General features: G+C 43.3%; 23 protein-coding genes. 18 read left to right on the forward strand and 5 right to left on the reverse strand.

Going from position 1 to position 25,707, the window contains the following annotated elements; genetic code table 11:
* Positions 1–42: 42 nt before the first annotated feature.
* The 3 genes from KNL20_RS05280 to KNL20_RS05290 all read right to left on the reverse strand — a co-directional run bounded on the left by KNL20_RS05280 (position 43) and on the right by KNL20_RS05290 (position 2,902).
* Positions 43–1,227, reverse strand: coding sequence for a MerR family transcriptional regulator (locus KNL20_RS05280; RefSeq protein ID WP_230399577.1), 1,185 nt, complete (start codon positions 1,225–1,227; stop codon positions 43–45).
* A 101-nt stretch (positions 1,228–1,328) separates the two neighbouring features.
* Positions 1,329–1,475: a hypothetical protein gene (locus KNL20_RS05285; protein ID WP_230399578.1), complete on the reverse strand. Its 147-nt coding sequence runs from the start codon at positions 1,473–1,475 to the stop codon at positions 1,329–1,331.
* Positions 1,476–1,675: 200 nt separating this feature from the next.
* On the reverse strand, positions 1,676–2,902 hold the full coding sequence (locus KNL20_RS05290; protein ID WP_331468318.1) for an argininosuccinate synthase: 1,227 nt from the start codon (positions 2,900–2,902) through the stop codon (positions 1,676–1,678).
* Positions 2,903–3,092: 190 nt separating this feature from the next.
* Here KNL20_RS05290 and argC point away from each other — a divergent pair, with 190 nt between their 5' ends.
* From argC to KNL20_RS05355, 13 genes are all read left to right on the forward strand, one after another.
* The gene (gene argC, locus KNL20_RS05295; protein ID WP_230399579.1) at positions 3,093–4,133 is read left to right on the forward strand and encodes an N-acetyl-gamma-glutamyl-phosphate reductase; all 1,041 of its coding nucleotides are present in this window, start codon (positions 3,093–3,095) and stop codon (positions 4,131–4,133) included.
* Positions 4,134–4,204: 71 nt separating this feature from the next.
* The gene (gene argJ / locus KNL20_RS05300) at positions 4,205–5,428 is read left to right on the forward strand and encodes a bifunctional glutamate N-acetyltransferase/amino-acid acetyltransferase ArgJ (RefSeq protein WP_230399580.1); all 1,224 of its coding nucleotides are present in this window, start codon (positions 4,205–4,207) and stop codon (positions 5,426–5,428) included.
* 45 nt (positions 5,429–5,473) lie between these two features.
* Positions 5,474–6,370: an acetylglutamate kinase gene (gene argB, locus KNL20_RS05305; protein WP_230399581.1), complete on the forward strand. Its 897-nt coding sequence runs from the start codon at positions 5,474–5,476 to the stop codon at positions 6,368–6,370.
* The gene (locus KNL20_RS05310) at positions 6,363–7,544 is read left to right on the forward strand and encodes an aspartate aminotransferase family protein (RefSeq protein ID WP_334300000.1); all 1,182 of its coding nucleotides are present in this window, start codon (positions 6,363–6,365) and stop codon (positions 7,542–7,544) included. Before argB ends, KNL20_RS05310 begins: the two co-directional genes overlap by 8 nt.
* A 107-nt stretch (positions 7,545–7,651) precedes the next feature.
* Positions 7,652–8,083, forward strand: a complete 432-nt coding sequence (locus KNL20_RS05315; protein WP_230399583.1) for a DMT family transporter — start codon at positions 7,652–7,654, stop codon at positions 8,081–8,083.
* Between the two features lie 119 nt (positions 8,084–8,202).
* Complete coding sequence (locus KNL20_RS05320; protein WP_230399584.1) at positions 8,203–8,877, forward strand: helix-hairpin-helix domain-containing protein; 675 nt, start codon at positions 8,203–8,205, stop codon at positions 8,875–8,877.
* A 19-nt stretch (positions 8,878–8,896) separates the two neighbouring features.
* Entirely contained in the window at positions 8,897–9,586 is a 690-nt protein-coding gene (locus tag KNL20_RS05325; RefSeq protein ID WP_230399585.1) for a response regulator transcription factor, read from the forward strand.
* Positions 9,543–11,018, forward strand: a complete 1,476-nt coding sequence (locus KNL20_RS05330) for a sensor histidine kinase (RefSeq protein WP_230399586.1) — start codon at positions 9,543–9,545, stop codon at positions 11,016–11,018. Before KNL20_RS05325 ends, KNL20_RS05330 begins: the two co-directional genes overlap by 44 nt.
* Positions 11,015–11,947, forward strand: a complete 933-nt coding sequence (locus tag KNL20_RS05335) for a GerMN domain-containing protein (RefSeq protein ID WP_230399587.1) — start codon at positions 11,015–11,017, stop codon at positions 11,945–11,947. Before KNL20_RS05330 ends, KNL20_RS05335 begins: the two co-directional genes overlap by 4 nt.
* Positions 11,944–14,100, forward strand: coding sequence for a DNA internalization-related competence protein ComEC/Rec2 (locus KNL20_RS05340; protein ID WP_230399588.1), 2,157 nt, complete (start codon positions 11,944–11,946; stop codon positions 14,098–14,100). Before KNL20_RS05335 ends, KNL20_RS05340 begins: the two co-directional genes overlap by 4 nt.
* Positions 14,101–14,375: 275 nt before the next feature.
* Entirely contained in the window at positions 14,376–14,792 is a 417-nt protein-coding gene (locus KNL20_RS05345; protein WP_230399589.1) for a MarR family winged helix-turn-helix transcriptional regulator, read from the forward strand.
* Between the two features lie 32 nt (positions 14,793–14,824).
* Entirely contained in the window at positions 14,825–15,505 is a 681-nt protein-coding gene (locus tag KNL20_RS05350; protein ID WP_230399590.1) for a DUF554 domain-containing protein, read from the forward strand.
* Positions 15,506–15,767: 262 nt separating this feature from the next.
* On the forward strand, positions 15,768–16,460 hold the full coding sequence (locus KNL20_RS05355) for a class II aldolase/adducin family protein (protein ID WP_230399591.1): 693 nt from the start codon (positions 15,768–15,770) through the stop codon (positions 16,458–16,460).
* 6 nt (positions 16,461–16,466) lie between these two features.
* Here KNL20_RS05355 and KNL20_RS05360 read toward each other — a convergent pair whose 3' ends face one another.
* Positions 16,467–17,087 carry a response regulator gene (locus KNL20_RS05360; RefSeq protein WP_230399592.1) on the reverse strand — a complete coding sequence of 207 codons (621 nt, stop codon included), beginning with the start codon at positions 17,085–17,087 and terminating at the stop codon, positions 16,467–16,469.
* Positions 17,062–18,171: a sensor histidine kinase gene (locus KNL20_RS05365; RefSeq protein ID WP_230399593.1), complete on the reverse strand. Its 1,110-nt coding sequence runs from the start codon at positions 18,169–18,171 to the stop codon at positions 17,062–17,064. The genes KNL20_RS05360 and KNL20_RS05365 overlap by 26 nt, the downstream gene beginning before the upstream one ends.
* 244 nt (positions 18,172–18,415) lie before the next feature.
* On the opposite strand from KNL20_RS05365, the gene KNL20_RS05370 reads away from it, so the two are divergent.
* The 5 genes from KNL20_RS05370 to KNL20_RS05390 all read left to right on the forward strand — a co-directional run bounded on the left by KNL20_RS05370 (position 18,416) and on the right by KNL20_RS05390 (position 25,671).
* Positions 18,416–19,345, forward strand: a complete 930-nt coding sequence (locus tag KNL20_RS05370) for an ABC transporter ATP-binding protein (RefSeq protein WP_230399594.1) — start codon at positions 18,416–18,418, stop codon at positions 19,343–19,345.
* Positions 19,346–19,353: 8 nt separating this feature from the next.
* Positions 19,354–20,484 carry an ABC transporter permease gene (locus KNL20_RS05375; protein ID WP_230399595.1) on the forward strand — a complete coding sequence of 377 codons (1,131 nt, stop codon included), beginning with the start codon at positions 19,354–19,356 and terminating at the stop codon, positions 20,482–20,484.
* Positions 20,471–21,619 (forward strand): ABC transporter permease, encoded by a 1,149-nt coding sequence (locus KNL20_RS05380; RefSeq protein WP_230399596.1) that lies wholly within the window; start codon positions 20,471–20,473, stop codon positions 21,617–21,619. Before KNL20_RS05375 ends, KNL20_RS05380 begins: the two co-directional genes overlap by 14 nt.
* 510 nt (positions 21,620–22,129) lie before the next feature.
* Positions 22,130–23,893 (forward strand): ABC transporter ATP-binding protein, encoded by a 1,764-nt coding sequence (locus KNL20_RS05385; RefSeq protein ID WP_329957507.1) that lies wholly within the window; start codon positions 22,130–22,132, stop codon positions 23,891–23,893.
* A complete protein-coding gene (locus KNL20_RS05390; RefSeq protein ID WP_230399597.1) occupies positions 23,884–25,671 on the forward strand; it encodes an ABC transporter ATP-binding protein in 1,788 nt (595 codons plus the stop codon). Before KNL20_RS05385 ends, KNL20_RS05390 begins: the two co-directional genes overlap by 10 nt.
* The last annotated feature ends 36 nt before the right edge of the window (positions 25,672–25,707 follow it).

A 25,707-nucleotide genomic window follows, 5' to 3' on the forward strand; every position in this document is an offset into this window, starting at 1 on the left:
AAAAGGTGACCCTAGGTCACCTTCAAGTGTTTTAAGAAAAAATTAAGAAACTTTACACAGAAATATGCCCGCATCCTTGGTTATATGAAATCCATACCTTGTTTTTTTCTTTACAAAGGATAGAAATTCCATATAACGATCCAGGATATACTGATTCTGGTTGCCGTGGCAGGAGAGAATATAGGAAATTAACGGTTCCGGTTCCGGGATGAGAAGAGAATCCTCATACGGTTTCCACGTTACCTGGGAGAAACAGGGTTTGAGGATAGCCATTCCATTTTCACGGCCAAAAATCTCGTATAATTTATCTGCTGAAAGGACAATCCGTTCATCAAATTCCTGTACCAGATCACTTACCTCCTTCATATGGTTACGGCCATAGGTACTGCATAGGAACATTCCGTCAGGTTTCAGTACACGCCTGACCTCTGTGCAGACCTGCTTTATATCTTCACAGTAGAATAGTACGTGATTGGCAATCACCAGATCAAAAGATTCATTTTTAAAAGGAATGTTGTGACAATCAAATACTTTAAATGTAAAATTCACATCGTTGGCGTTTAGTGCACGGCGGGTATCACGCAGCATTCCTTCCGATATATCCGAAAGTGTTATATGGAGGTCTTTTGGCAGGCGGGAGAGATTACTTGTCCAAAGGGTTCCATCTCCGCAGCCTATCTCGAGAATTCTCATTCCCGGATGAATCTGACACTGTTCATAGATCCACGGAAACCAACCTTGCGGATTCTGGGAAAAAAGGCTGTGCAGATTGATTCTGGCAGAAATATTGGAAGCATTCTGATACTGGTTTTTAAAACTTTTTTCCATGTTCGTCAGATGAATCAGATTTAACATCTGGTTCCAATCCACGGCATGTTCTGTCTGAATAGCAGCGGTGGTGTCCTGGATGGCTTTTTCTACTAGCTGCATCTGCTCAATGCGGTCCTGGACAAGTTTCAGCTGGATATTCAAAGAGTTGATCATAAAGTGATAATCGGAATCCGTAATGGTCATGTTTCGTATATCATCCAGAGAGAAACCAAGGTACTTCAATAGAAGAATTTGCTGAAGGCGTGCAAAATCCTCGTCAGAGTAAAAGCGTGCACCTGACTCCAAGACCAGCGATGGTTTTAAGATATTCTGTTTGTCATAATAACGGATGGTCCGCAGCGTTACATGTGCCATGCGGGCGAATTCACCGGATGAATAGTAACCTGGCTTTTTCATATGAATAGATACACTCCCGATACTTAAAGTATCTCTATTCTATCACAACTCCGTGAGTTTTGCCACTCCGGAGCAGTAAACATATTCAGGTAATCCGATTCTTATAAGGAACGACCATTGTATTTTTTTATAAAATCTTCCTGCTGAAGATCATCTGCCGCCCTGTCATATGCAGTAGTTACATGAATCACAGCAAAAAGCGGAAGTAAGATAATTGACAGCAGCAAAAATAAGCCAATCAGTAACATAGAAGTACCTCCTGATAAAAGTAACAGATGTTATAAGTATATTCTAATAGTTTGTCCGAAAAGTGGGTAAGTATAGATTTATTTGTGAAACGTTCTTTATAGAAGTAATATGTAGATAAGAAATGATATATGAATGTTTTTTGAAATATGTATAATTCAGGGACAGCGCACGAACAACTACGTGCGCTGTCCCGCCTCAACTACTGCTGATCCTTATTTAATTCCTGCATCTTCATAGCCCGGACCTTCAGCGGCAGTCCGAACAGTGTGATGAACCCGTCTGCATCGTGATGATCATAAAGCTCACCAGTCGTAAAGGAAGCCAGGGATTCATTGTAAAGACTGTATGGAGAAGTAGTTCCTGCTTTGATGATATTGCCCTTATACAGCTTGAATTTTACTTCTCCGGTTACATACTGCTGCGTTACATCTACAAATGCCTGGATGGCCTCACGCAGAGGTGTGAACCATTTTCCTTCATATACAATCTGTGCGAACTGACTGCCCAGTTTTTTCTTGGTTTCCATGGTATCACGATCCAGAATCAATTCTTCCAGCTGATCATGAGCCTCCATCAGGATAGTTCCCCCCGGAGTTTCGTATACGCCGCGGGATTTCATGCCTACGACCCGGTTTTCCACAATATCTACGATACCTATACCATGCTTACCGCCAAGTTCATTTAACTCAGTGATGATTTCGGATACTTTCATGGATTTCCCGTTCAATGTCTTCGGAACCCCGGCTTCAAATGTCATGGTAACATATTCGCCCTTCGCTGGTGCTTCCTCAGGAGTTACGCCGAGAACCAGCATATGTCCGAAGTTCGGCTCGTTAGCAGGGTCTTCCAGCTCCAGGCCTTCATGGCTGATATGCCACAGGTTACGGTCACGGCTGTAGCTGGAGTCTGCAGAAAACGGAAGGTCGATTCCGTGCTGCCTGCAGTATTCAATTTCATCTTCACGGGACTGCATAGTCCAGACGTCAGTCATTCGCCAGGGTGCGATAATCTTAAGATCAGGGGCCAGAGCTTTGATGCCAAGTTCAAAACGGATCTGATCATTCCCCTTTCCGGTAGCACCGTGACAGATTGCGGTAGCACCTTCTTTTCTTGCAATTTCAACCAGCCTTTTTGCAATTACCGGACGGGCCATAGAGGTTCCGAGCAGGTATTTATGTTCATATACAGCACTTGCCTTTACACAAGGCATGATGTAATCATCACAAAATTCATCGATGATATTCTCAATATATAATTTAGAAGCACCAGAGAGCTTTGCTCTTTCCTCCAGACCATCCAGTTCGTTGCCCTGACCGCAGTCGATGCAGCAGCAGATTACTTCATAATCAAAATTTTCTTTCAGCCAGGGAATAATTGCTGTGGTATCCAGACCTCCGGAATATGCTAAAATTACTTTTTCCTTCATAATAATGATATCCTCCTGTATTTGGTTTGCTTTTTTGCTTTATTCACTATAAGCAAATATACACCATTTCGAGGTAATATGCAAGAGGAATCTATAAATATTCAAAATAACTTGCATTACACCGTTAGATAATGTATAATTATTCGAACGGATACAGAGTTTTACATATACAGAAAGGAATTGACAAAACATGATTAAGGCGGGAATTATAGGCGCCACAGGGTATGCGGGCCAGGAAATTGTAAGGCTTTTGCTGGGGCATAAGGATGTCGAAATTGTATGGTATGGTTCCAGAAGCTATATTGATAAGAAGTATTATGAAGTATATCAGAATATGTTTCAGCTTGTGGATGCTGTCTGCATGGATGACAATATGGAGGAACTGGCTGATAAGGTAGATGTTATATTTACGGCAACGCCCCAAGGGCTTTGTGCATCTCTGGTAAATGAAAAAATTTTAAAAAAGGTAAAGATAATTGATCTCAGCGCAGACTTTAGAATCAAAGATGTTTCTATCTATGAGGCATGGTATCAAATAGATCATAAGTCTCCCGGGTTTATAGGAGAAGCTGTTTATGGTCTGTGTGAGATTAACCGGAGCAAAATCAGAAATGCCAGACTGATAGCGAATCCGGGCTGCTATCCTACATGCTCTATATTGTCCATCTATCCGCTTTTGAAGGAAGGGATTATTGAGGGCAATTCTGTGATTATTGATGCGAAGTCGGGAACCTCAGGTGCTGGGCGTGGTGTCAAACTGGGTAATTTGTATTGTGAAGTGAATGAAAATATCAAAGCCTACGGGGTCGGAACTCACAGACATACACCCGAAATCGAGGAACAGTTGTCTTATGCCGCAGGTTATCCGGTATGCATTAACTTTACACCGCATCTGGTTCCGATGAATCGCGGAATTCTGGTAACCGCATATGCATCCTTGAAAAAGAATGTAACTTATAATGAAATCAGAGCAATATATGACAGCTATTATGGGAAAGAGCGTTTTGTACGTGTATTGGAAAGGGAAGTATGTCCCGAAACCAGATGGGTGGAGGGCAGTAACTTTGTAGATGTGAATTTTAAGATTGATATCAGAACCAACCGGCTGATATTGATGGGGGCCATGGACAATCTGGTAAAAGGCGCAGCCGGTCAGGCTGTCCAGAATATGAACATTCTCTTTGGTCTTCCAGAGACAGAAGGACTTTTAATGGCTCCGGTATTTCCATAATACCTACGGATTGCTACGCACCTCGTGCTCCCGCAATCCTAAAAACATTCGAACTCGAGGAGGAAAAAAAGATGAATTTTTTTGATGGAGGAGTTACAGCTGCAAAAGGATTTCAGGCCGCTGGCGGCGCAGCCGGAATTAAAAAAAAGGGAAAAAAAGATATGGCACTGATATACAGTGAGGTTCCATGCATTGCAGCCGGTACATTTACCACGAACGTGGTGAAAGCCGCTCCGGTCATATGGGATCAGGAAATAGTATACCATAATCCGGAGGCGCAGGCAATTGTATGTAACAGCGGAGTGGCAAATGCCTGTACAGGAGAAGAAGGATTTTCATATTGTAAGGAGACGGCAAGGGTGGCTGCCGAAGCCCTTGGTATTTCGGAAAAAGGTGTTTTGGTTGCTTCAACAGGTGTAATTGGAAAACAAATTCCGATGGATAAAATTACAGCAGGGGTGAAGCTGTTGGTTCCCAGGCTCGAAGCTTCCCGGGAGGGAGCCGGTGAAGCCGCCCATGCGATTCTGACTACAGATACAAAATCCAAAGAAGCTGCTGTTTCTTTTGAAATCGGGGGTAAGAAGGTGACTGTGGGAGGCATGTGTAAAGGTTCCGGCATGATTCATCCCAATATGTGCACCATGCTTTCCTTTATAACTACGGATCTTGCAATCTCGAAAGAGTTGCTGCAGGAGGCGTTGTCTGCAGTTGTAAAAGATACCTACAATATGATTTCCGTGGATGGGGATACCTCGACGAATGATACGGTTTTACTTTTGGCAAATGGCCTGGCGGGTAATGAAAAAATCACGGAGAAGAATGCGTCATATGATCTGTTTTTACAGGCTCTGATGGAAGTTAATACGGTTTCGGCGAAGAAAATCGCCGGGGACGGAGAAGGTGCAACTGCTTTGTTTGAGGTTAAGGTTGTAGGGGCAAAGAGCAAGGAGGATGCAGTGAAACTGTCTAAATCCGTGGTCACATCCAGTCTGACAAAGGCAGCTATCTATGGGCATGATGCGAACTGGGGAAGAATTCTATGTGCTATGGGCTATTCAGGAGTAATCTTTGAGCCGGAAAAAGTAGATTTATTCTTTGAAAGTGTGAGTGGTAAAATTCAGATTATAGAGAATGGAGTGGCTGTTAATTACAGTGAAGAAGAGGCCACAAAGATTCTTTCGGCACCGGAGGTTACTGCGATTGCTGACGTGAAGATGGGGGAGGCTTACGCAACCGCATGGGGTTGTGACCTCACATATGAGTATGTAAAAATTAATGCCGACTATCGCTCCTGAAAGCGTGTCCGGAAAGTGTAAAGTATAGAGGAGAAAAGTGCGAACATGGTAAATCATAAGTATTTGGAAAAAGCGGAAGTGCTGATTGAAGCCTTACCTTATATCCAGCGGTTTAATCGGAAAATCATAGTTGTCAAATATGGAGGCAGCGCTATGGTGGATGAAGAATTAAAGAGAAATGTCATTCAGGATGTTGTGCTGCTGAAACTGGTTGGATTTAAGCCGATTATCGTACATGGCGGGGGAAAAGAAATCAGCCGCTGGGTGGAAAAGGTAGGTATGGAGCCTAAATTTATCGATGGACTTCGGGTGACGGATCAAGACACTATGGAAGTGGCCGAGATGGTACTGAACAAGGTAAATAAAGAACTGGTGAGCCTGATACAATCCCTGGGGGTAAAGGCAGTCGGAATCAGCGGAAAGGACGGGGGACTTCTAAAAGTGGATAAGAAACTGTCCAAAGGAAAGGATATCGGATATGTGGGCGAGGTGAAAGAAGTATGTCCGAAAGTGCTGGAAGACTTGCTGGAAAAGGATTTTCTGCCGGTAGTCTGCCCCATTGGAATGGATGATGAGTTTCTCTCTTATAATATCAATGCGGATGATGCTGCCTGTGCCATAGCAAAATCAGTTGGTGCAGAAAAACTGGCATTTCTCACAGATATTGAAGGGGTATATCGGAATCCGAAAGACCCGGAAAGTCTGATCAGCGAATTGCATGTGAAAGATGCGGCCGGATTGATTGACAATGGAAATGTAGGCGGAGGCATGATTCCAAAATTGCAGAATTGTATCGATGCCATAGAAAATGGTGTTTCCAGAGTACATATACTGGACGGACGGATTCCCCATTGCCTTCTGTTGGAATTCTTTACAAATAAAGGAATCGGAACTGCAATTCTGGGAGAAGAGGAGGAGCATTATTACCATGGAAATGAATAAATATATGGAGCAGACCGAAGCAAATGTACTGCATACATACAACCGTTTTCCGCTTGTGCTGGAAAAAGGAAAGGGTGTATATCTGTACGATACAAATGGAAAGGAATATCTGGACTTTGCGGCAGGGATTGCGGTATTTGCACTTGGATATGGAAATGAAACCTATAATCACGCACTGAAAGATCAGATTGACCAGTTAATTCATACCTCAAATCTATATTACAATATCCCTATGGCAGAAGCATCTGAAAAGCTGGTAAAGGTGTCCGGGATGGATAAAGTATTCTTTACGAACAGCGGGACGGAGGCTGTCGAGGGGGCTATCAAAGTGGCCCGAAAGTATGCCTGGCTAAAGGATAGAAGGACGGATCATGAAATCATTGCCATGAAGCATTCTTTCCATGGAAGAAGTATGGGGGCTCTTTCTGTAACAGGGAATACCCATTATCAGGAGCCCTTTAAGCCCTTAATCGGAGGCATTCGTTTTGCAGAGTTTAATAATCTGAAAAGTGTGGAAGCTGAAATAACGAACAAAACATGTGCAGTCATTCTGGAAACCGTACAGGGAGAAGGAGGTATCTATCCGGCTGATAAAGAATTTCTGGAAGGTGTCAGAGCACTGTGCGATGCGCATAACATGCTGCTCATCCTTGACGAAATCCAGTGCGGCATGGGGCGCACGGGACACATGTTTGCATGGCAGGAATATGGTGTTAAGCCAGATGTGATGACCTGTGCAAAGGCGCTTGGCTGTGGTGTTCCGGTGGGGGCTTTTGTGCTTAATAAGAAAACAGCGGAAAATTCTCTGATGCCGGGAGATCATGGGACGACTTATGGGGGAAATCCTCTTGTATGCCGTGCGGTGAGCACGGTGCTTGATATATTTGAAGAAGAGCATGTGGCCTTGCACGTACAGAAAACTACTCCTTATCTGGAAAAGAAGCTGGATGAAATTGTGAATGAATTTGACTGTGTGGAAGTACGCCGTGGAAAAGGATTTATGCAGGGGCTTGTAATCAAAGGAAAACCAGTTGGAGACGTAGTTAACAAAGCAATGGAAAACGGACTTCTGGTTATCAGTGCAGGCACTGATGTTCTGAGGCTTGTACCCCCACTGGTAATCACAGAGACAGATATTGATAACATGATTGAAAAGCTGAAAAAGTGCCTGTAAAGCTATAGACAGAAATGTGTAAGTGCCAGGAATAATTTCCCATCAGATGGACATCCTAAGAAAAACAGGGTTACAATTCGGATTGTGGCCGGAAGGAAGAGTACATTATGATGGGAATTTTGATTGCGCTGTTATCCGGAGCACTGATGAGCATCCAGGGGGTCTTCAATACGGATGTTACAAAGCAGACGAGCCTTTGGGTATCCACTGGATGGGTGCAGCTGTCTGCTTTTATTGTCTGTGTATTGGCATGGGTTATGACAGGCCGTGAAAGCGTCACGGCGCTTTTTAGTGTGGAGCATAAGTATAGCCTGCTGGGAGGAGTAATCGGTGCGTTTATCACAATCACCGTAATTAAGAGCATGGGTACACTGGGCCCCGCAAAATCAGTGATGCTGATTGTAATTGCACAACTGATTGTGGCGTATGTGATAGAATTACTGGGAATATTCGGTGTGGAGAAGCAGCCACTGGAATGGCGGAAGGTGGTTGGAATGCTGGTGGCTATCGGTGGTGTTATCTTGTTTAAGTGGGAATGAACTTTTCACTGTTTGACTTTTTTTGCTGTTCGACTTGTAATTGCTGGAGAAATTCGTTACAATATCAATAGTTATGCAGGCAAGGGACCCTTATTGCAAAATGCATAAGGAGCATGCATATGAATATCATAAAATATTTTTTGTCAGCATTAAGTATAACGCTGGGCATCGTGATGTCTGCCGGATGCGGAAAAAGTGAGGCAATATATGAAATGCAGGATGTTTCGGCAGCAGGTATCTCTGGTGAATCAGGTGAAAACAGTGAGGAGGAGGCCGGCCGGGAATCCCGGGAACCGCCTCCTGATGCTGAAGCGGACGCAGTGTCACCGGAAGATTACAAACCGCAGCTTCTCTATGTCTATGTTTGCGGAGCGATAGCAAATCCGGGTGTATATGACCTTCCAGAAGGGAGCCGTGTCTATGAATTGATCAGGGCAGCAGGAGGACTTTTGGAGGATGCAGATGACAGAACACTGAATCAGGCCGAAAAGCTCATCGATGGGATGCAGATTATCGTATATACGAAAGAAGAAGCGGCAGACATGCCGGATCCTTCTTCCGGGATGCCCCCTTCAGGCAAAAGCATAAGTGAGGCGGGGAACCAGAAGGTGAATCTGAATACGGCCGATGCGGACCGGCTTACCACATTATCGGGAATCGGGGAGGCGAGAGCAAAAGCAATTATTGCTTACCGGGAGCAAAATGGCGGATTTCAATGCATTGAGGATATCATGAAGATTGAAGGCATTAAGGAGAAACTCTTTGAGAAGATTAAAGAACAGATAGAAGTATAGATAGAGGTTGGAGGCTATTATGGCGAAGAGAGTACTGGTTGTTGATGATGAAAAGCTTATAGTAAAGGGCATCCGTTTCAGTCTGGAGCAGGAGGGCATGGAGGTATCCTGCGCATATGACGGGGAAGAAGCTCTGCATATGGCTAAGGAGAATGAATATGATATTATTTTGCTGGATATCATGCTTCCCAAGATGAATGGCCTGGAGGTATGCCAGCAGATCCGTGAGTTTTCCAGTGTGCCGATTGTCATGCTTACGGCAAAAGGGGAGGACATGGATAAAATTCTGGGCTTGGAGTATGGGGCTGATGACTATATTACGAAACCATTTAACATTCTGGAGGTGAAAGCCAGGATAAAGGCCATTATGCGCAGGGCCAGCAAATCGGAACCGAAAGAGGAAAAAGCCAAGGTTGTACAGGTGGGCGACCTGAAGCTGGACTGTGAAAGCCGAAGGGTGTTTATAGGGCAAAAGGAAGTCAATCTGACAGCTAAGGAGTTCGATGTTCTCGAACTTCTGGTGTATAATCCAAATAAAGTCTACAGTCGCGAGAATCTGTTGAATATCGTATGGGGATATGAGTATCCGGGCGATGTAAGAACCGTGGACGTACATATCCGCCGTCTTCGTGAGAAGATTGAGACGAATCCGAGTGATCCAAAGTATGTACACACGAAGTGGGGAGTTGGTTATTATTTCCAGGGTTAAATTTAAAGGTAAATGGAAGTTTATACGAAGTCTGCGATTCCGTATTACACTTATGCTGGTTATCATCGGCATCATTCCGAGTATTATCATCGAGAATGGAATCGTAAAGAATTATGAAGAGCGGACAGTGAAACTTCGGATGGCCACAATCAGAAATCAGTGTGATATCCTGCGTAACCAGCTTGTGAAGACAGGGTATATGGAAGATCCCACCAATGCGGTAATTAACGGCGAATTCGACATGCTGACGAATATTTACGGGGGACGTCTCCTGATTATTAATAAAGATTTCAAGGTTATCAAGGATACCTATGATCTGGACCGGGGGAAACTTATGGTTTCTCAGGAGGTCATCAATTGCTTTAATGGCAGGGAGACCAGTCAATATGATAAGAAGAATGACTATATCGCAATGACTGTTGGAATTCAGAATACAGAGACCAGGGAACTGCAGGGTGTAATGCTGGTCAGTGTTTCTACAATTGAGATCCGGGCCGGTAAAGATATTTTGGAGCAAAAGGGCTTCTTTCTGTTAATGCTTATCATGTTTGTGGTGTTAATACTGGGTTACATATTGTCAGGTTCTCTGATGAAGCCGTTTCAGAAGGTGACCCGGTCTATTGAAGATATAACTGACGGGTATCTGGATGAGAGTATTTCGGTTCCGGATTATCTTGAAACAGAGCTTATAACGGATGCATTTAATAAGATGCTGGCAAGAGTGCGTTCTCTGGACGAATCCCGCCAGGAATTTGTATCCAACGTTTCCCATGAGTTAAAGACGCCCCTGACATCCATGAAGGTTCTTGCGGATTCCCTGAATGGACAGGAAAATGTGCCGATTGAGCTATATCAGGAATTTATGCAGGACATTACAGAAGAGATAGACAGAGAGAATAAGATCATCACGGATTTGCTGTCTTTAGTTAAGCTTGATAAAAAGGCAGCTGACCTGAACATTGAATTGATGAATATCAATGATCTCCTGGAGCTGGTGGTAAAGCGCCTGAAGCCAATTGCTGCCCGTGCAGATGTGGAACTGATTGTGGATAGTTTCCGCCCGGTTAACGCGGAGATAGATGAGACAAAGCTGACGCTGGCTTTCTCCAATCTGGTAGAGAACGCTATAAAATATAATAATCCGGGCGGCTGGGTTCGTGTATCGCTGAATGCGGATCATAAATATTTTTATGTTACGGTAGCAGATTCCGGAATCGGAATTCCGGAAGAATCTTTAAGCCAGATTTTTGAGCGTTTTTACAGGGTTGATAAGTCTCATTCCCGGGAAATCGGGGGTACGGGACTTGGACTTGCCATCACCAGAAGAGCCATTGTGATGCATCGCGGCGCAATCAAGGTTTACAGTAAAGAAAACGAAGGAACCACATTTTCGGTCAGAATACCAATCACCTATACAGGGGGGCAGGTATGAAAAAATTAAAGATATGCCTGCTGCTGACACTGTCCTTTTGTCTGGCGGCAGCAGGATGCAGCAATAACAAAAGCAAAGAGGAAGACAAAAAACCTTATCATATGTATTATCTGGATGGAGAAGGCAATCAGGTAGTTGCAGAATCCTATTCTCCCAAAGCTTCCGATACTGCTTCAATGATTGAAGAGTTTATCGGAATGCAGTCGGAAAAAGTTGATTCTGATGAGCAGCATTTGCTGCCGGGTAGGGTTACGATTGAAAATTCCAATTTAAATAACGGAGTATTAAGTCTGAATATGAGCAGCGGCTACAAGGATATGAAAGCTACCCGGGAAATCTTAGCCAGAGTGGGGCTGGTCCGCACCTTCGGACAGATTCCCAAGGTGGCCAGGATACAGATACTGGTGGATGGGGAACCGATTAAGGACAGCCAGGGAAAAGAAGTGGGCATGATGACAGCCAGCAGTTTTGTAGAAAACTCCGGAAAAGAGATTAATACCTACCAAAATATTAATATGACACTTTATTTTTCAGATGAGACCGGGAAAAAACTGGTACCGGAGGAACGGAATGTCTATTACAGCAGTAATATACCTCTGGAACGTGTCGTGGTTGAACAGCTGATTAAAGGACCAAAATCCGGGGGTCACTATGCCACACTGCCTTCCGAAACGAATATCTTAAGTGCGACCATATCCGATGAAATCTGCTATGTAAATTTTGACCAGAGCTTTCAGGAGAATACATTGAATGTCAGTCAGGAGATTCCCATATATTCCATAGTCAATTCCCTGACTACTGTTTGTAAAGTAAAAGAAGTTCAGTTCTCTATCAACGGTGAAAGTAAGGTAAGCTTTAAAGACAAGGTGCGGCTGGATCAGCTATTTAAATGGAATCCACAGTATAATAAGGAGGACACGGATTCATGATAAAACGACCACTGTTGGTGGCCGCAGCGGGTTTCTGCTTAAGTTTGTGCATTTTCAAAGCCGCAGGTTTTCCGGTTACAGGAATACCTGCGGAACAAAAACAAGTGAGCGAATGCATAGATGCAGAAGAGACCGTGCATATTACCGGCCTTGTTTACCAAAGGTTGGAAAAAGAAAATTCGATACAATATTATTTAAAGAAACCAGTTTTGCTAAGAAACACAGATAGTAATATCAATTCTATAGCGCAAATTCCAGTTCATCAGAATATCATAATCATTTTATCAAAAGAAAATCAATCAAATATTATCCCAATCGGAAGCGAAATTCAGGTTCAGGGGGAGCTGAAAGAAATCCCGGCTCCGGGCAATCCCGGACAGTTTGACAGTGTTACATATTACAAATCCAAAAAAATTGCTTATTCTATGTGGGCAGGAGACGTTGAGTTGCTTAAGGCTGAGTATGGGTGGAAAGAGAAGGCTGAAAGGCTGAGGAACTGCTTAGCCGAATCATTAAGCCTTATGCTTCCCAAACGTCATGCAGGTGTTATGATTGCAATGCTCCTGGGGGATAAGAGCTACGGTGAAGCGGAAACCAGAGTAAATTATCAGATGGGAGGAGCGCTTCATATTCTTTCAATTTCCGGACTGCATCTGTCGCTGCTGGGAATGGGCTGCTACCGTCTTTTGTGCAGAATCCGCCTGCCGAATGGAGTAAGCATAGTGGCAGCCGGTGTACTGATGAGCATCTATTGCTGGTTCACCGGTAATAATGTAGCAACCCTAAGAGCACTTATTATGTTTTATGTAACCTTAGGAGCCAGGTTAAGTGGCAGGAGTTACGATCCCGTATCATCAATAAGTCTGTCCATGATATTACTGCTTGCGGAAAATCCCCAGTACCTCTTCTACAGTGGATTTCAATTATCCTACGTGGCCGTACTTGGCGCAGGAGTGATATATCCCGTATGGCGTGACTGGATGCGAGGAAAGCAGGCAGTCAGGACGTTCGGGCAAAAATTCAAAAGACTTCTAAAGGACGGAATCCTGTCCTGCACAGTTATCACGCTGACTACACTGCCTCTGACCTGTTATTATTTTTTCGAGATTCCATTGCTCGGGCTGCTTCCCAATCTCCTGATCATGGCAACTATGAATTTTGTTATGCTCCCCGGTATGCTGGGCATGTGTACAGGAGTTTTCAGCCTGAGACTGGGAAAGATGATCCTGCTTCCGGTCTGGGGAATTCTGGAAAGCTATGAAGTGCTGATGTGCATAATACGGAAAATCCCATGGGCTGTCTATATATGCGGGCAGCCAGGGCTTTGGCAGATTTTGATTTACTATTCGACCCTGTTGGGTATAACCTGTTCCGTAAAAATCCTTATGTGGAAACAAGAGCAGACACAAAATTCCAGAAAGATCCCGCTTTCCCACAAAAATAAGAGAAAGAAAATTTACCATCATGTATGCAATATGATATTGCTGACTGCCGCTGTAGGTATTCTGCTCTGGCGTATGCCTGTAGAGGTTTGCATTACAATCCTGGATGTAGGGCAGGGAGATAGTATTGTACTGCAGGGGGAGGGACATTGCTTTTTAGTTGATGGGGGCAGTACCAGTGAAAAAGAGGTGGGAGAATACCGGATACTTCCCTTTTTAAAGAGTCAGGGGATACAAAAACTGGACGGAATCATTGTCACACATCCTGACGAAGACCATATCAATGGTATTTTGGAATTGCTGGAAAAGGTAGAAAAGAAGGAGACCGCTCTTCGTGTCCGACAGTTATTTCTTCCACTGTGGATGAAAGGCGGAAAGGAGTGCATACAATTCGAAAAATTGGCAGAAGAACTGGGAATATCTGTACATTATCTGCAAAAGGGTGACAGAATCGAAAAAGGAGAACTGAAGATTGAGGTACTGCATCCGGACCGCGTGGATTACACCGATGAGAAAAACGCAGGCTCTATAACATTGGGAATTCATTATCGGAAGCTGAACGTTTTACTGACCGGCGATATCGAGGGCAGCGGAGAGAAGAAACTGCTACAGGAGGCAGAAAGGTATGATTTCCTGAAGGTCGCACATCATGGCTCAAAAAACTCCACATCCTCCGAATTTTTAGATAAAACAGCCCCCGGATCGCTGTGATTTCATGTGGCAGAAAAAATCCCTATGGGCACCCACATAAGGAACTTCTGGAACGACTGGAGGAACAGCAAGCGGCCGTATTTACCACAGTTGATTGTGGCGCTGTGACGATATATCAGAAAGACGGACATTGCTATCTAAGGCCATTTATCAGAGACACGGTCTTGCCGGATGTTAAAAGCCATTTGCTTTTTTAGATTGCTTTTGACAAACTGGGATGAAACGTGTATTATATTGACAAGGTACCTAAAAGTCTGAAAAGAGGAGCGTAAAGCATGTGTGAATCGAATCGCCATGAGGAAGATTTGCTTGGTCTGATGGGTCGATGTGGTCATTATCTATATCATCATCCGGAGAGGAAACGAGGTCAGGGAAAGATCTTACGAATACTTTCGCAAAAGGACCAGATGACCCAGAAGGAGCTGCAGGAAATTCTTGAGATACAACCGGGTTCCATGAGCGAAATTATATCAAAACTGGAGTGCAGGGGAATGCTCGAACGGATTCGGGACGAGCAGGATAAGCGAATGATTGTTCTTAAAATCACTGAAAGAGGAAAAGCAGAAGTGATGGAAAAACCCCGGCATGAAATGGAGCGTGAACTTTTTCATGCATTGAGTAAGGAAGAGCAGGACAATCTGAAACGCTTGCTGAAAAAACTGCTGGATCAATGGTATCAAAAAGAAGAATGATAGGCATTCTTATAAAGGGGCAAAAGAAAATTATGATTGGAACGGTTGTCAACACGGGTGCAATATTGATTGGAAGTGTCATAGGCAGTGTAGTCAGAAAGGGAATCAAGGAAGAATATCAGGGAGCATTGTATACAGCTATGGGACTTTCCGCCACTGTGCTTGGAGTGAACGCTGCGGTCAGTAATATACCGGATAGTAAGTATCCGGTTCTCTTTATAGTAAGTCTGGCAGCGGGGGGACTTCTGGGAACAATCTTAAATCTGGAAGGACGTTTTCAGAATCTGGTGGGAAGATTTTCAAAATCCAATCTCGGACAGGGATTATCCACAGGTATTCTGTTATACTGCATCGGAAGTCTGTCTATATTGGGACCGATACAAAGTGCGCTGAATCATGACAACACCTATTTGTTTACCAATGCCACACTGGATTTTGTAACATCTATGGTGCTTGCATCTACCTATGGAATTGGAATGGCTCTGGCTGCTGTTGTGCTTTTTCTGTGGCAGGGAGGGATCTACCTGTGTGCGGGTGCCCTTTCTGCTTTCATATCCCCTGAGCTGATGTGCGAGGTATCCATTGTGGGAGGAATTCTGATTTTCGCTTCGGGTCTGTCCATATTGGGAATCAAGAACTGTAAGACCTTAAATTTGCTGCCATCCCTATTGGTTCCTGTGATTTGGTTTTTGATAAAAGGGATATGCAAATAAAAAGACCAGCTGAAACAGCTGGCCTTTTTGGAGAAGGTATTTCTTCTTATGGGGTGTAGCAAAAACTATATAATGTATTGGGGGTAATTATGTTATACCTTATTTGGAGGGAAAAGTGTCAACAAAGTTTTAGGAATATAAAAAAGTATTTTGTGCAGTTTGAAAATTCTGCTGTTTTTATTGGTAAAAAGGTCGAAGGATGTCGCTTTTTACATCAAAAAGAGAATAAAAGATAATAAAAGGCAAAAGAAAGGAAAAGCATATGGAATTAAGTTATATGGAATTAAGGGTACAGATTTGTGATGTCTGCCATAAGATGTGGCAGAAGGGATGGGTTGCTGCTAACGATGGGAATGTTTCGGCCAAACTGCCGGATGGTACATTCCTCACAACACCTACAGGCATGAGCAAGAGTTTTATCACGCCGGAAAAGCTGGTGCATATTGATAAGGATGGCAGTATCATCGAGGCGGAGCCGGGCTTAAGACCATCTTCTGAAATTAAGCTGCATATGAGATGTTACCAGGAACGGAAAGATGTAGGTTCTGTTTTGCATGCACATCCGCCGGTGGCGACAGGCTATGCGGTAGCCAATAAACCATTGGATGAATACTCGATGATTGAGACGGTACTTACTCTGGGTTCCGTTCCTGTAACACCTTATGCGACACCATCCACCTATGAAGTTCCGGAGGCTATCGCGCCATATCTTGGGGAACATGATGCAGTTTTGCTTCAGAACCATGGGGCGCTGACTGTAGGCGCCGATGTTATAACGGCCTACTACCGGATGGAAACACTGGAACTGTTTGCACAGATCAGCCTGAATGCCCATCTTCTGGGAGGAGCTAAAGAGCTTTCAAGAGAAAATATCGAGCGGTTGATTTCCATGCGCGAAGGGTATGGGATGACAGGAAGACACCCGGGTTATAAGAAGTACGGAGATGAGAATTGATTCAGTTTATCTATGTTGATAATAAAATACCGCTAATTGCGTACGGTCTCTTAAATTAAGCTTATCCAGTATAGAGCTTAAGTAATTCCGCACGGTCCCTTCACTTAGATAGAGTGTTTCCGCAATTTCTTTATTACTATACCCCTCTGCAATTAAAGTAATAATATCCAATTCTCTTCCGTGAATGTCATATCTGGAATAATCAAAATTTGAATGATTCTGAAGAAGATTTGGTATCTTTTCCATAATCTCACTTCCAAAGACAGTCTGACCGTTATAGACTGCTTTGAGGGCAGGAAGCAGGCTTTGATAGTCTTGCTTCAGCAGATAGCCCTTAGCACCGAGCTTTAGTGCTTTTACTATGTATTCATCGTCAGAAAAAGTAGTGAGCAGCAATATTCTGGCTTCTGGAAATTCAGAAAGAATTCCGGCAGCGGCTTCCAGCCCATCCATCTTTTTCATGCGGATGTCCATAAGCAGGATATCCGGACGATGTATTCTAAAAAGCGTAACTGCCTCCTGTCCATCGATTCCCGTTGCAAGTATGTGACACTCTTCATTTGCTTCCAATATGATTTTTAAAGCCTGTGACACAAGACAATCATCGTCTATCAGGATAATATTCATGGGTTTGCCGTCTCCTGCCTGAATAAGTTTTTGGAATTGTTATAAATAGTTTAAAGCCATTTTCCCGGATAATCTGCAGATGTCCATGCATTGCTGAAACTCTGTCCTTCATATTTAAAATACCGATACCAGGTGATGCGTCCGTAGCTTCTTTCGTTCCGTTGTCATGGATGGAAATCTGATAGAGGCCCGGGTGTTCTCTCATAATGATGTATACCTGAGTAGCATTACTGTGCCGGACAACATTCGTCAAAGCCTCTTTTGTAATGCTAATAAAACTATATTTGATTTCTTTTGGAACCTCAAGTCCCATATCATATTCAAGTTCTACCGGCGCAAATGTAAACTCACTGATCAGACTTTTTATTACCTCATTTAAGTTTATGGATTCATCATGCAAATCATGTACACTGCTTCGGATACTATCCATAGCGGTATTCAATGACTGCTCAAAGGTCTCCAGAAGAGGAGAAAGTTCTTCCTGTCTATTTATGGCCCTTAGTGCACCAAGAGTGAGTATGGATCTGGTCAGCATATGCCCCACATTATCATGAATTTCCCTTGCTATGCGGTTACGCTCCCGCAAGGTGGCAGTATAAACCTCGTAATCCTGCTTCTCCAGAAGCGTTTTATTTCTATGATCAAGCAATAGATTAAGCTCTGTGGAATCGTCGCGGGTCTGCCTGAATTTCGCCTTTAATGCCTGGTATTCGGTGGTTTTCCTCTGAAGAACAAAAGAAAGAAGCAGTCCGAATAAAATAAGAAAAAAACCCTCGTTTGACTTTCCGTAAAAATGCCAGCAAAACCCGATGAGACTAACTACCATTGGAACATAAAATTCATACTGCAGCATGTGGTATAGAAAAACAGGAATAAAGATGTAAAGGGAAGGAAAAAACAGTGCCAGAAAAGTATAAAGAGCGGTGGCAGCGAAACTATATCGCTTTTCGCCGATACAATATATGGAAGAAGTAAAAATAACGGTGAGCAAAAAAGCCACAATAAAAGCAGTATCCACCGGAATAAACAATAGAAAGAGAAAACAATAGATGATTAAAACAGCATAATCTGTGGCGCGATGCATAAAGAACCCTCCTGCCCATCTTACATATAAGATTTATTATAAGGGCTGTCCGGGAATTAGTAAAGTGATATACAGATGACATTTGTCACAATATATTCTGACACTGCTCACTTAACTTCTGATGCAGATCCCGTTATAATTAAGAAAAATCGAAACATGATGATACCGAATGATTTCAGGATTGTGGGAGCTCTTTCGTGCGGAACAATTCGTGGGTATCATATAGTTATTCAAGGGAGACGATATGATAAAAATAGAAAATCTGGTAAAAAGATATGGAGATTTACTGGCACTGGATCATCTGAATCTGGAAATCGAGGAAGGGGAGATTTTCGGGCTTTTGGGGCCGAATGGTTCCGGGAAATCCACGGCCATCGGCTGTCTGCTTTCTTTGCTGAAATATGATAAAGGAAACGTCGAGATATTTGGCAGGAAGATGACGCCGGATAACTATGAGGTAAAGCGGCAGATCGGAGTAATTCTTCAGAATGTGGCAGTATTTGACGAACTGACTGTATATGAAAACATAGATTATTTCTGCGGCTTATACGTGAAGGAGCATAATAAGAGAAAGCAATATGTGCAGGAAGCGATTGCATTTGTGGGTTTGGAAAAATATGAGAAGATGCGTCCGAAAAAACTATCGGGAGGTCTCCTCCGAAGATTAAACATTGCTTGTGGAATCGCACATAAACCCAGGCTGATTATCATGGATGAACCAACAGTTGCGGTAGATCCCCAAAGCCGCAATAAAATTCTTGAGGGTATTCAGGAATTGAATAAACAGGGTTCTACGATTATTTATACCACACATTACATGGAGGAGGCAGAACAAATCTGCAGCAGAATTGCGATTATGGATCACGGAAGAAGTATTGCCATAGGAACGAAAGAGGAACTGAAGAAGATGATTAAGACCGGAGAAGCCATTACCATAGAGAACATTCAACTGGATCAATCTCAAGTGTCAGACATAAGAGAAATCCGACATGTATTTCAGGTTGAATATAAAGAAGATGTTTTGACTGTCCGCTGCAGTGAGGCAAGACACAACCTGGTACGGATTCTGAATTATATGCAGGAACATGAAATCTCCTTCGGGCAGGTTTCTTCCCAGTTACCGACACTGAATGATGTTTTTCTGGAGATTACAGGAAAACAGTTAAGAGATTAGGGGGGCATATGCTGCATTTATTAAAATATAGATTTAAATCCAGCTTAAGAAACAGACCCAGCATGTTCTGGGCTCTTTTATTTCCGATTATACTGGGAACTCTGTTTTATTTTACAATCGGAAAGATGGACGAAGACGATTTCTCTACGATTCCGGTGGCAGTGGTTGAAGGAGAAACGAGCCAGGAGGCCGACAACTTTCAACACTTTCTTCAGGAAATAGAAGAAAGTGATTCTCATATCATAGTGGTTAAATATATGAAAGAGGATGCGGCTGCGAAAGCGCTGGAAGAAAGAGAAGTAAAGGGGATCTTTTATACAGAGGATCAGATAAGTCTGACTGTTGCCGCAAAAGGGATAGAAGAGAGCATACTGGAATCACTTCTAAACAGCTATGTAGATTCTGCCAAAATGATGACACAGATAGGGCAGATACATCCGGAAGGCATGAATGCTGCGATTTCCAGTATGAGCAATTATCAGAATCTGGTGCAAAGCGTATCCCTAAAAGGAAGGAGCATTGATGGAAATGTTCAGTATTTTTATGCGCTTATTGCGATGGCATGTATGTACGGCTGTTTTCTTGGATTTGATGCGGCTCTCGGTCTGCAGGCCAACTTAACCCCACTGGCAGCAAGGCGGTGCATTACGCCTACACATAAATTAAAAATCATTGTTTCAGATATGGCGGGAGTACTTATCATTCATTTTGCGAATGTGAGTATCCTGGTTCTTTACTTAAGATTTATTTTGGGAATCGGATTTGCCGGGGAGATGGGTAAAATGCTCCTTGTATCCGGTATAGGCAGTATGATTGGTGTGTCTTTGGGAATCCTGGTCGGAAGTGCAGGAAGAATGACGGAAAATCTCAAAATCGGTATTATGCTGGGAGTTTCCATGACGTGCAGTTTTTTATCCGGTCTGATGATTGGAGGTATGAAGGATATTGTGGAAAAACATGCGCCCCTTGTGAATCGGTTGAATCCGGCGGCATTGATTACAGACGCATTCTATTGCATCAATGTATATGACAATCCGGAGCGGTTTTACAGAGATCTTGGTACGCTGGCAGTCCTTGGCGTATTAATGCTTGCAGGAGCATATTTGATCGTCAGGAAGGAGTGCTATGAGAGTATTTAAAGGCTATATAAAGATAACCGGCCAAAATTTCGGAACTATGCTGCTGTATTTTATCATATTTTTTGCCATGGCTGTTGTTATGCAAAAAGCATATGCAAGTGAAGAACCGGATAATTTTGCAGCTGTAAAGAATTCTGTTGCGATTGTGGATGAAGACAAAGGTAATCTGGCACGGCTTTTAAAGGAATATCTAGAAGATGTGCAGCATGTGAAAGAATATCCGCATGATGAAGAACTGCTTCAGGAAGAGATGTATTATGGAAATATCAAATATATTGTGTGGATTCCAAAAGATTTTGAACAGAAAATCATATCCGGCGAAGAAGCCGTAAAGGAAACGGCGAGACCAGGAACCTATTCCGGTGCTTATGTAGAACAACAGATTAACAGCTTTATGAATCGTTTAAGAACATATAAAGCTGCGGGATTTTCGGATGAAGAGATAGAAAAGGCAATTCAGGAGCGGGAAAAGAGCATAGTTAAGCTTGCAGATCCGGACGGAGATGGGGGAGCAGCATCCATGCATTCCTATCTGTTTCGATTCCTGCCCTATATTATGATTGCCGCCTTAAGCTATGTATTAAGCTTTATTCTCGCGGCGTTTCACAAAAAGGATGTGAAAAATAGAATGCGTGCATCGGCTATACCGGGAAGGAGACAGGCGTTGGAAGCCTTTCTGGCATTCGGCGTCGTTGGTTTGGGCTTCTGGTGCATGTGTATGCTGTTTACTGCAATCTTATATGGAAAAGAATTTACAGGAGATGCCTTGCTTTTCTACTATCTGATGAACAGTCTGGCCTTGCTGGTGGTAGCACTTTCCATTTCATTTTTAGTGGGAAATACAGTGACAGATAAAGCAGCGATTAATGGAGTCGTCAATGTGGTTTCTCTGGGAATGTCATTTCTATGCGGTGCATTCATACCATTAAGTATGTTAAGCGTTGAGGTAAAGAAGGTGGCAGCCTTTCTGCCTGTGTATTGGTATGAGAAGATTAACGATTTACTGTCTGTTTCCGGACGGCTGACAGATACGATGAAAATTACGATCTGGAAAGGCTTTGGAATTCAGCTGTTATTTGCGGCTGCCTGCCTGGGTGTGGGCCTTGCGGTTACAAAACTGAAAGGACAGGAATAGAAGTGGCTTTAAGAAATGCCTTAACCCAACATTTTCTGCGCTCCTTTCTTTTTTCTGGCTCTATTCTACTGAAACGATGTTCTAAAAATAAGTAATTCTTGACAAATGGCCGAATTTGGAGTAATCTGCTAATACAGTGCTTTTCAGTGGTCATGGAAAGCGAATAAAAGAAGGAGGTAGGATTTATGAACAGACCTGTTTATTTGAAATTAAAACCTGTAAAAGGAAACATCCACATAACCTGCCTCGTTTATCGTGTCTAGATAGATTACATTTTGCATGTAAATCTATGTAAAGAACAGCTGTTGCAAAATGCTGCGGCGGTCCTTTGCTCATACGTGGCAGTAATTGACGATAAGTCAATTGGCAAGTGCGTATGAGTATCAAGGCCGTATTGCGGAGTTTTGCGACAGCTTTTTTAGTTGCCGGGGATTTTCCTGTCAAAAGCACACACGGGTAAATGAGAAGTGGAGTTTTAAAACAACTTGTTAAAAGGGAGGAGATGTAACTGTGAATAAAAATCCAATCGGTAAGTACATAAGGCAGAGCTGGTATATGTATCTGATTGCTCTGCTGTCCATGTTTGCTGGTATTGCACTGGATCTATGTGCACCGTTTGTGACAAAGCATATTATTGATGATGTAATTGTAGGCGGCAGACATGAGCTGTTAACACGCTATTTGCTGGCCTTTTTGGGAATCGCAGCAGGAAAAGCAGTATTTCAATACACAAAAGAGTATCTGTTTGACATATCAAGTGTGGAGATTGCCGCTAAGATGAGAAAGAATCTGTTTATACACCTGCAGAAGCTTTCCATAAGATATTTTGATAAAACGAATACCGGTGAGATCCTCGCACGCTTAAAGGATGATGTGGAGCGTGTCTGGGATGCACTGGGGTTTGTGGGTATGCTTGTGATCGAAGGTGTAATCCATGTAATCAGCATTATCATCTGTATGGTACGTTTAAGCCCCTATCTGACCTTGGTACCTCTGGCAATTCTGCCCTTTATCGGGTATATTGCCATAAAGCTGGAGAAGCAGCTGGGAGATGTATATGATGCAATCAGTGAGCAAAATGCCGAGCTGAATACAGTTGCGCAGGAGAATCTGTCCGGTGTCCGTACGGTAAAAGCATTTGCCAGAGAAAACTTTGAAATCCGGAAATTCATGCAGCATAATAAGCGGTATTATGACCTTAATATGGAACAGGCAAGAATTTTAATCAAATATGATCCCAATATTACCTTTCTGACAAGAATGATGTTGGTTCTGGTTTTACTGCTGGGAGGCTTTCTGGTAATCACCGGTTCACTATCCATCGGAGGACTGGGAGCATTTATGGAATACGCCAACAATATTCTCTGGCCCTTTGAAAACCTGGGCTGGCTCAGTAACAGTCTGGCTTCGGCTATGGCATCCAACCGGAAAATCAATAAGATTCTGGAAGAAGTTCCGGAGATTGCTGAGCCGCTGCATCCGGTATCTGTGGAAAGTCTGCAGGGGAATCTGGAGTTTAAGGATGTATCTTTTTCCTTACATGGTAATAAGATCCTGGAAGATATCAGTTTCACGGTGGAGAAGGGAAAAACCCTGGGAGTCATGGGCATGACCGGTTCCGGAAAGACAACAATCGTAAATCTGATTGAGCGTTTTTACGATGTGGACCGGGGAGAAGTTCTTCTGGACGGTGTGGATATCAGACAACTTCCGTTGGAAGCGGTTCGAAAGTGCAGCTCCGTGGTAATGCAGGATGTATTCCTGTTCTCGGATACAATTGAAGAGAATGTAAGACTTGGAAGCCGGGAGGAGATGGATTCTGAAACCATAAGAGAGGCTGCAAGAGTGGCGAATGCCAGTGAATTTATCGAGCGCATGAGTGAACAATATCTGACAGTAGTGGGAGAGCGCGGCGTGGGTCTGTCCGGCGGGCAAAAGCAGCGCCTTAGTATTGCCAGAGCCTTGGCGAAACCGTCACCGATTTTAATTCTCGACGATTCCACCTCTGCACTTGATATGGAGACAGAATATCAGATTCAGCAGGAACTGACTTCACAGGAGGGACGGAGCAAGATAATCATTGCCCATCGTATCTCAGCGGTGAAAAGTGCGGATGAGATTCTTGTGCTGGATCAAGGGAGAATTGTAGAACGGGGTACCCATGAAGAGCTGATGAAGCATAAAGGTTTTTATTATTCTACTTATGAAGCCCAATATGGAGATTATCATAAAGCAATGGAAATTATGGGAAAGGAGGGGTTCATATGTCAGTAAATTCATCTATGGAAGATGAATATCAAAAAGAAGTCTTGAAAAAGAATACGATTCTTCGTCTGCTGCGGTATCTGTTTGTATATAAAAAACAAATTGTAATTGTACTGACGGTCATGGTATTCAGTATCGCAATCTCCATTGTGAACCCTCTTTTAATCGAACGGACCATTAATGTGGAGATTGTAAATAAGGATGTAAAGGGTTTAATTGCGATTGCTGTTCTGGCGCTTATCCTAAATGTATGTTACGTAATTGGGGTGAAAGTTCGTATGTTTTTGATGGCGCGGATATCCAATCATGTACTGCTGGACATTCGAAACGAACTTTATGAACATATTCAAGACTTAAGCTTCAGCTTTTTTGACAGCAGACCGACAGGAAAGATTCTGGCCAGAATCATCGGTGATGTAAATGGTTTGAAGGAGGTATTATCCGACAGTGTGACTAAGCTGATTCCGGATCTTCTGACTGTGGCTGCCGTGGTTGTAATTATGCTTATAAAGAACTGGAAACTGGCAATGTCGGCCTTGATTCTTTTGCCATTTTTAATTGGAGGAATGTATCTGGTACAGAATCTTTCCCATAGAAGATGGCAGATTTTCCGAAAGAAAAATTCCAATATTACAGCCTTCATACATGAAAACTTTTCGGGAATACGGGTTGTCCAGAGCTTTACAGCTGAGGAAGAAGCTGGGGAAGAATTTCAGGTACTGCTTGACCAGCACAAAAAGGCCTTTGGAGATGCTGTACGTCTGGCAGATGGGTTTGGACCGTTGATTGAGCTGACATGGGGCGGAGGGACCTTCCTGCTATACTTTATCGGCATCCATCTTCTGGGGATGGAAAACGTAGGGATAGGAACCTTCGTAGCTTTTTCTACATATTTGTCCATGTTCTGGGGTCCGATCAGGAATCTGTCCAATTTCTATAACAAGCTGGTAACAAATCTTTCGGCTGCGGAAAGGATTTTTGATATACTGGATACCAAAGCAGAAGTAACTGACAGGGAGGAGGGTGTGAAGGAATTGCCGTCCATCTCGGGAAGGGTTCGTTTTGAACATGTATCATTTGCCTATTCGGATGAACCGGATACTATGGTGCTAAATGATGTAAGCTTTGACATCTCTCCCGGGGAGACCATTGCCCTGGTTGGTCCTACCGGGGCAGGAAAGACAACAATTGTCAACCTGATCAGCCGCTTTTATAATATCACAAAGGGCAAGGTCCTGGTGGATGATTTCAGTGTTGAAGACGTGTCTATACATAGTCTGAGGATGCAGATGGGTGTGATGACCCAGGATAATTATCTGTTCTCAGGAACAATCAAAGAGAATATCCGCTATGGGCGTCTGGATGCTGCAGATGAAGAAATTATAGCAGCGGCAAAAGCCGTGAATGCGCATTCCTTCATCATGCAGATGGAAAAGGGATATGATACGGAAATCAGTGAGCGGGGCGTGCGGCTTTCTATCGGACAGAGGCAGCTTCTGGCCTTTGCCAGAACCATGATTTCCAATCCCCGCATACTGATTCTGGACGAAGCGACCTCCAGTATTGATACTCACACGGAAATTCTGGTACAGCAGGGAATCGAATCGCTGCTGAAAGGACGTACTTCCTTTGTAATCGCCCATCGGCTTTCCACAATTAAGAATGCGGACCGCATCTTTGTGATAGATGAGGGCAGGATCTGCGAAGCAGGCAGTCATGAGGAGCTGATGGAAAAAAAGGGTGCCTATTATCAGCTTTATAAAGCGCAGTTTAAAAACGTAGTTTAAATCGTTTAAAAGATTGAAAATCTTTGCAATCAGTGT

The sequence above is a fragment of the Novisyntrophococcus fermenticellae genome (genome assembly GCF_018866245.1).
Classification (GTDB): domain Bacteria; phylum Bacillota; class Clostridia; order Lachnospirales; family Lachnospiraceae; genus Novisyntrophococcus; species Novisyntrophococcus fermenticellae.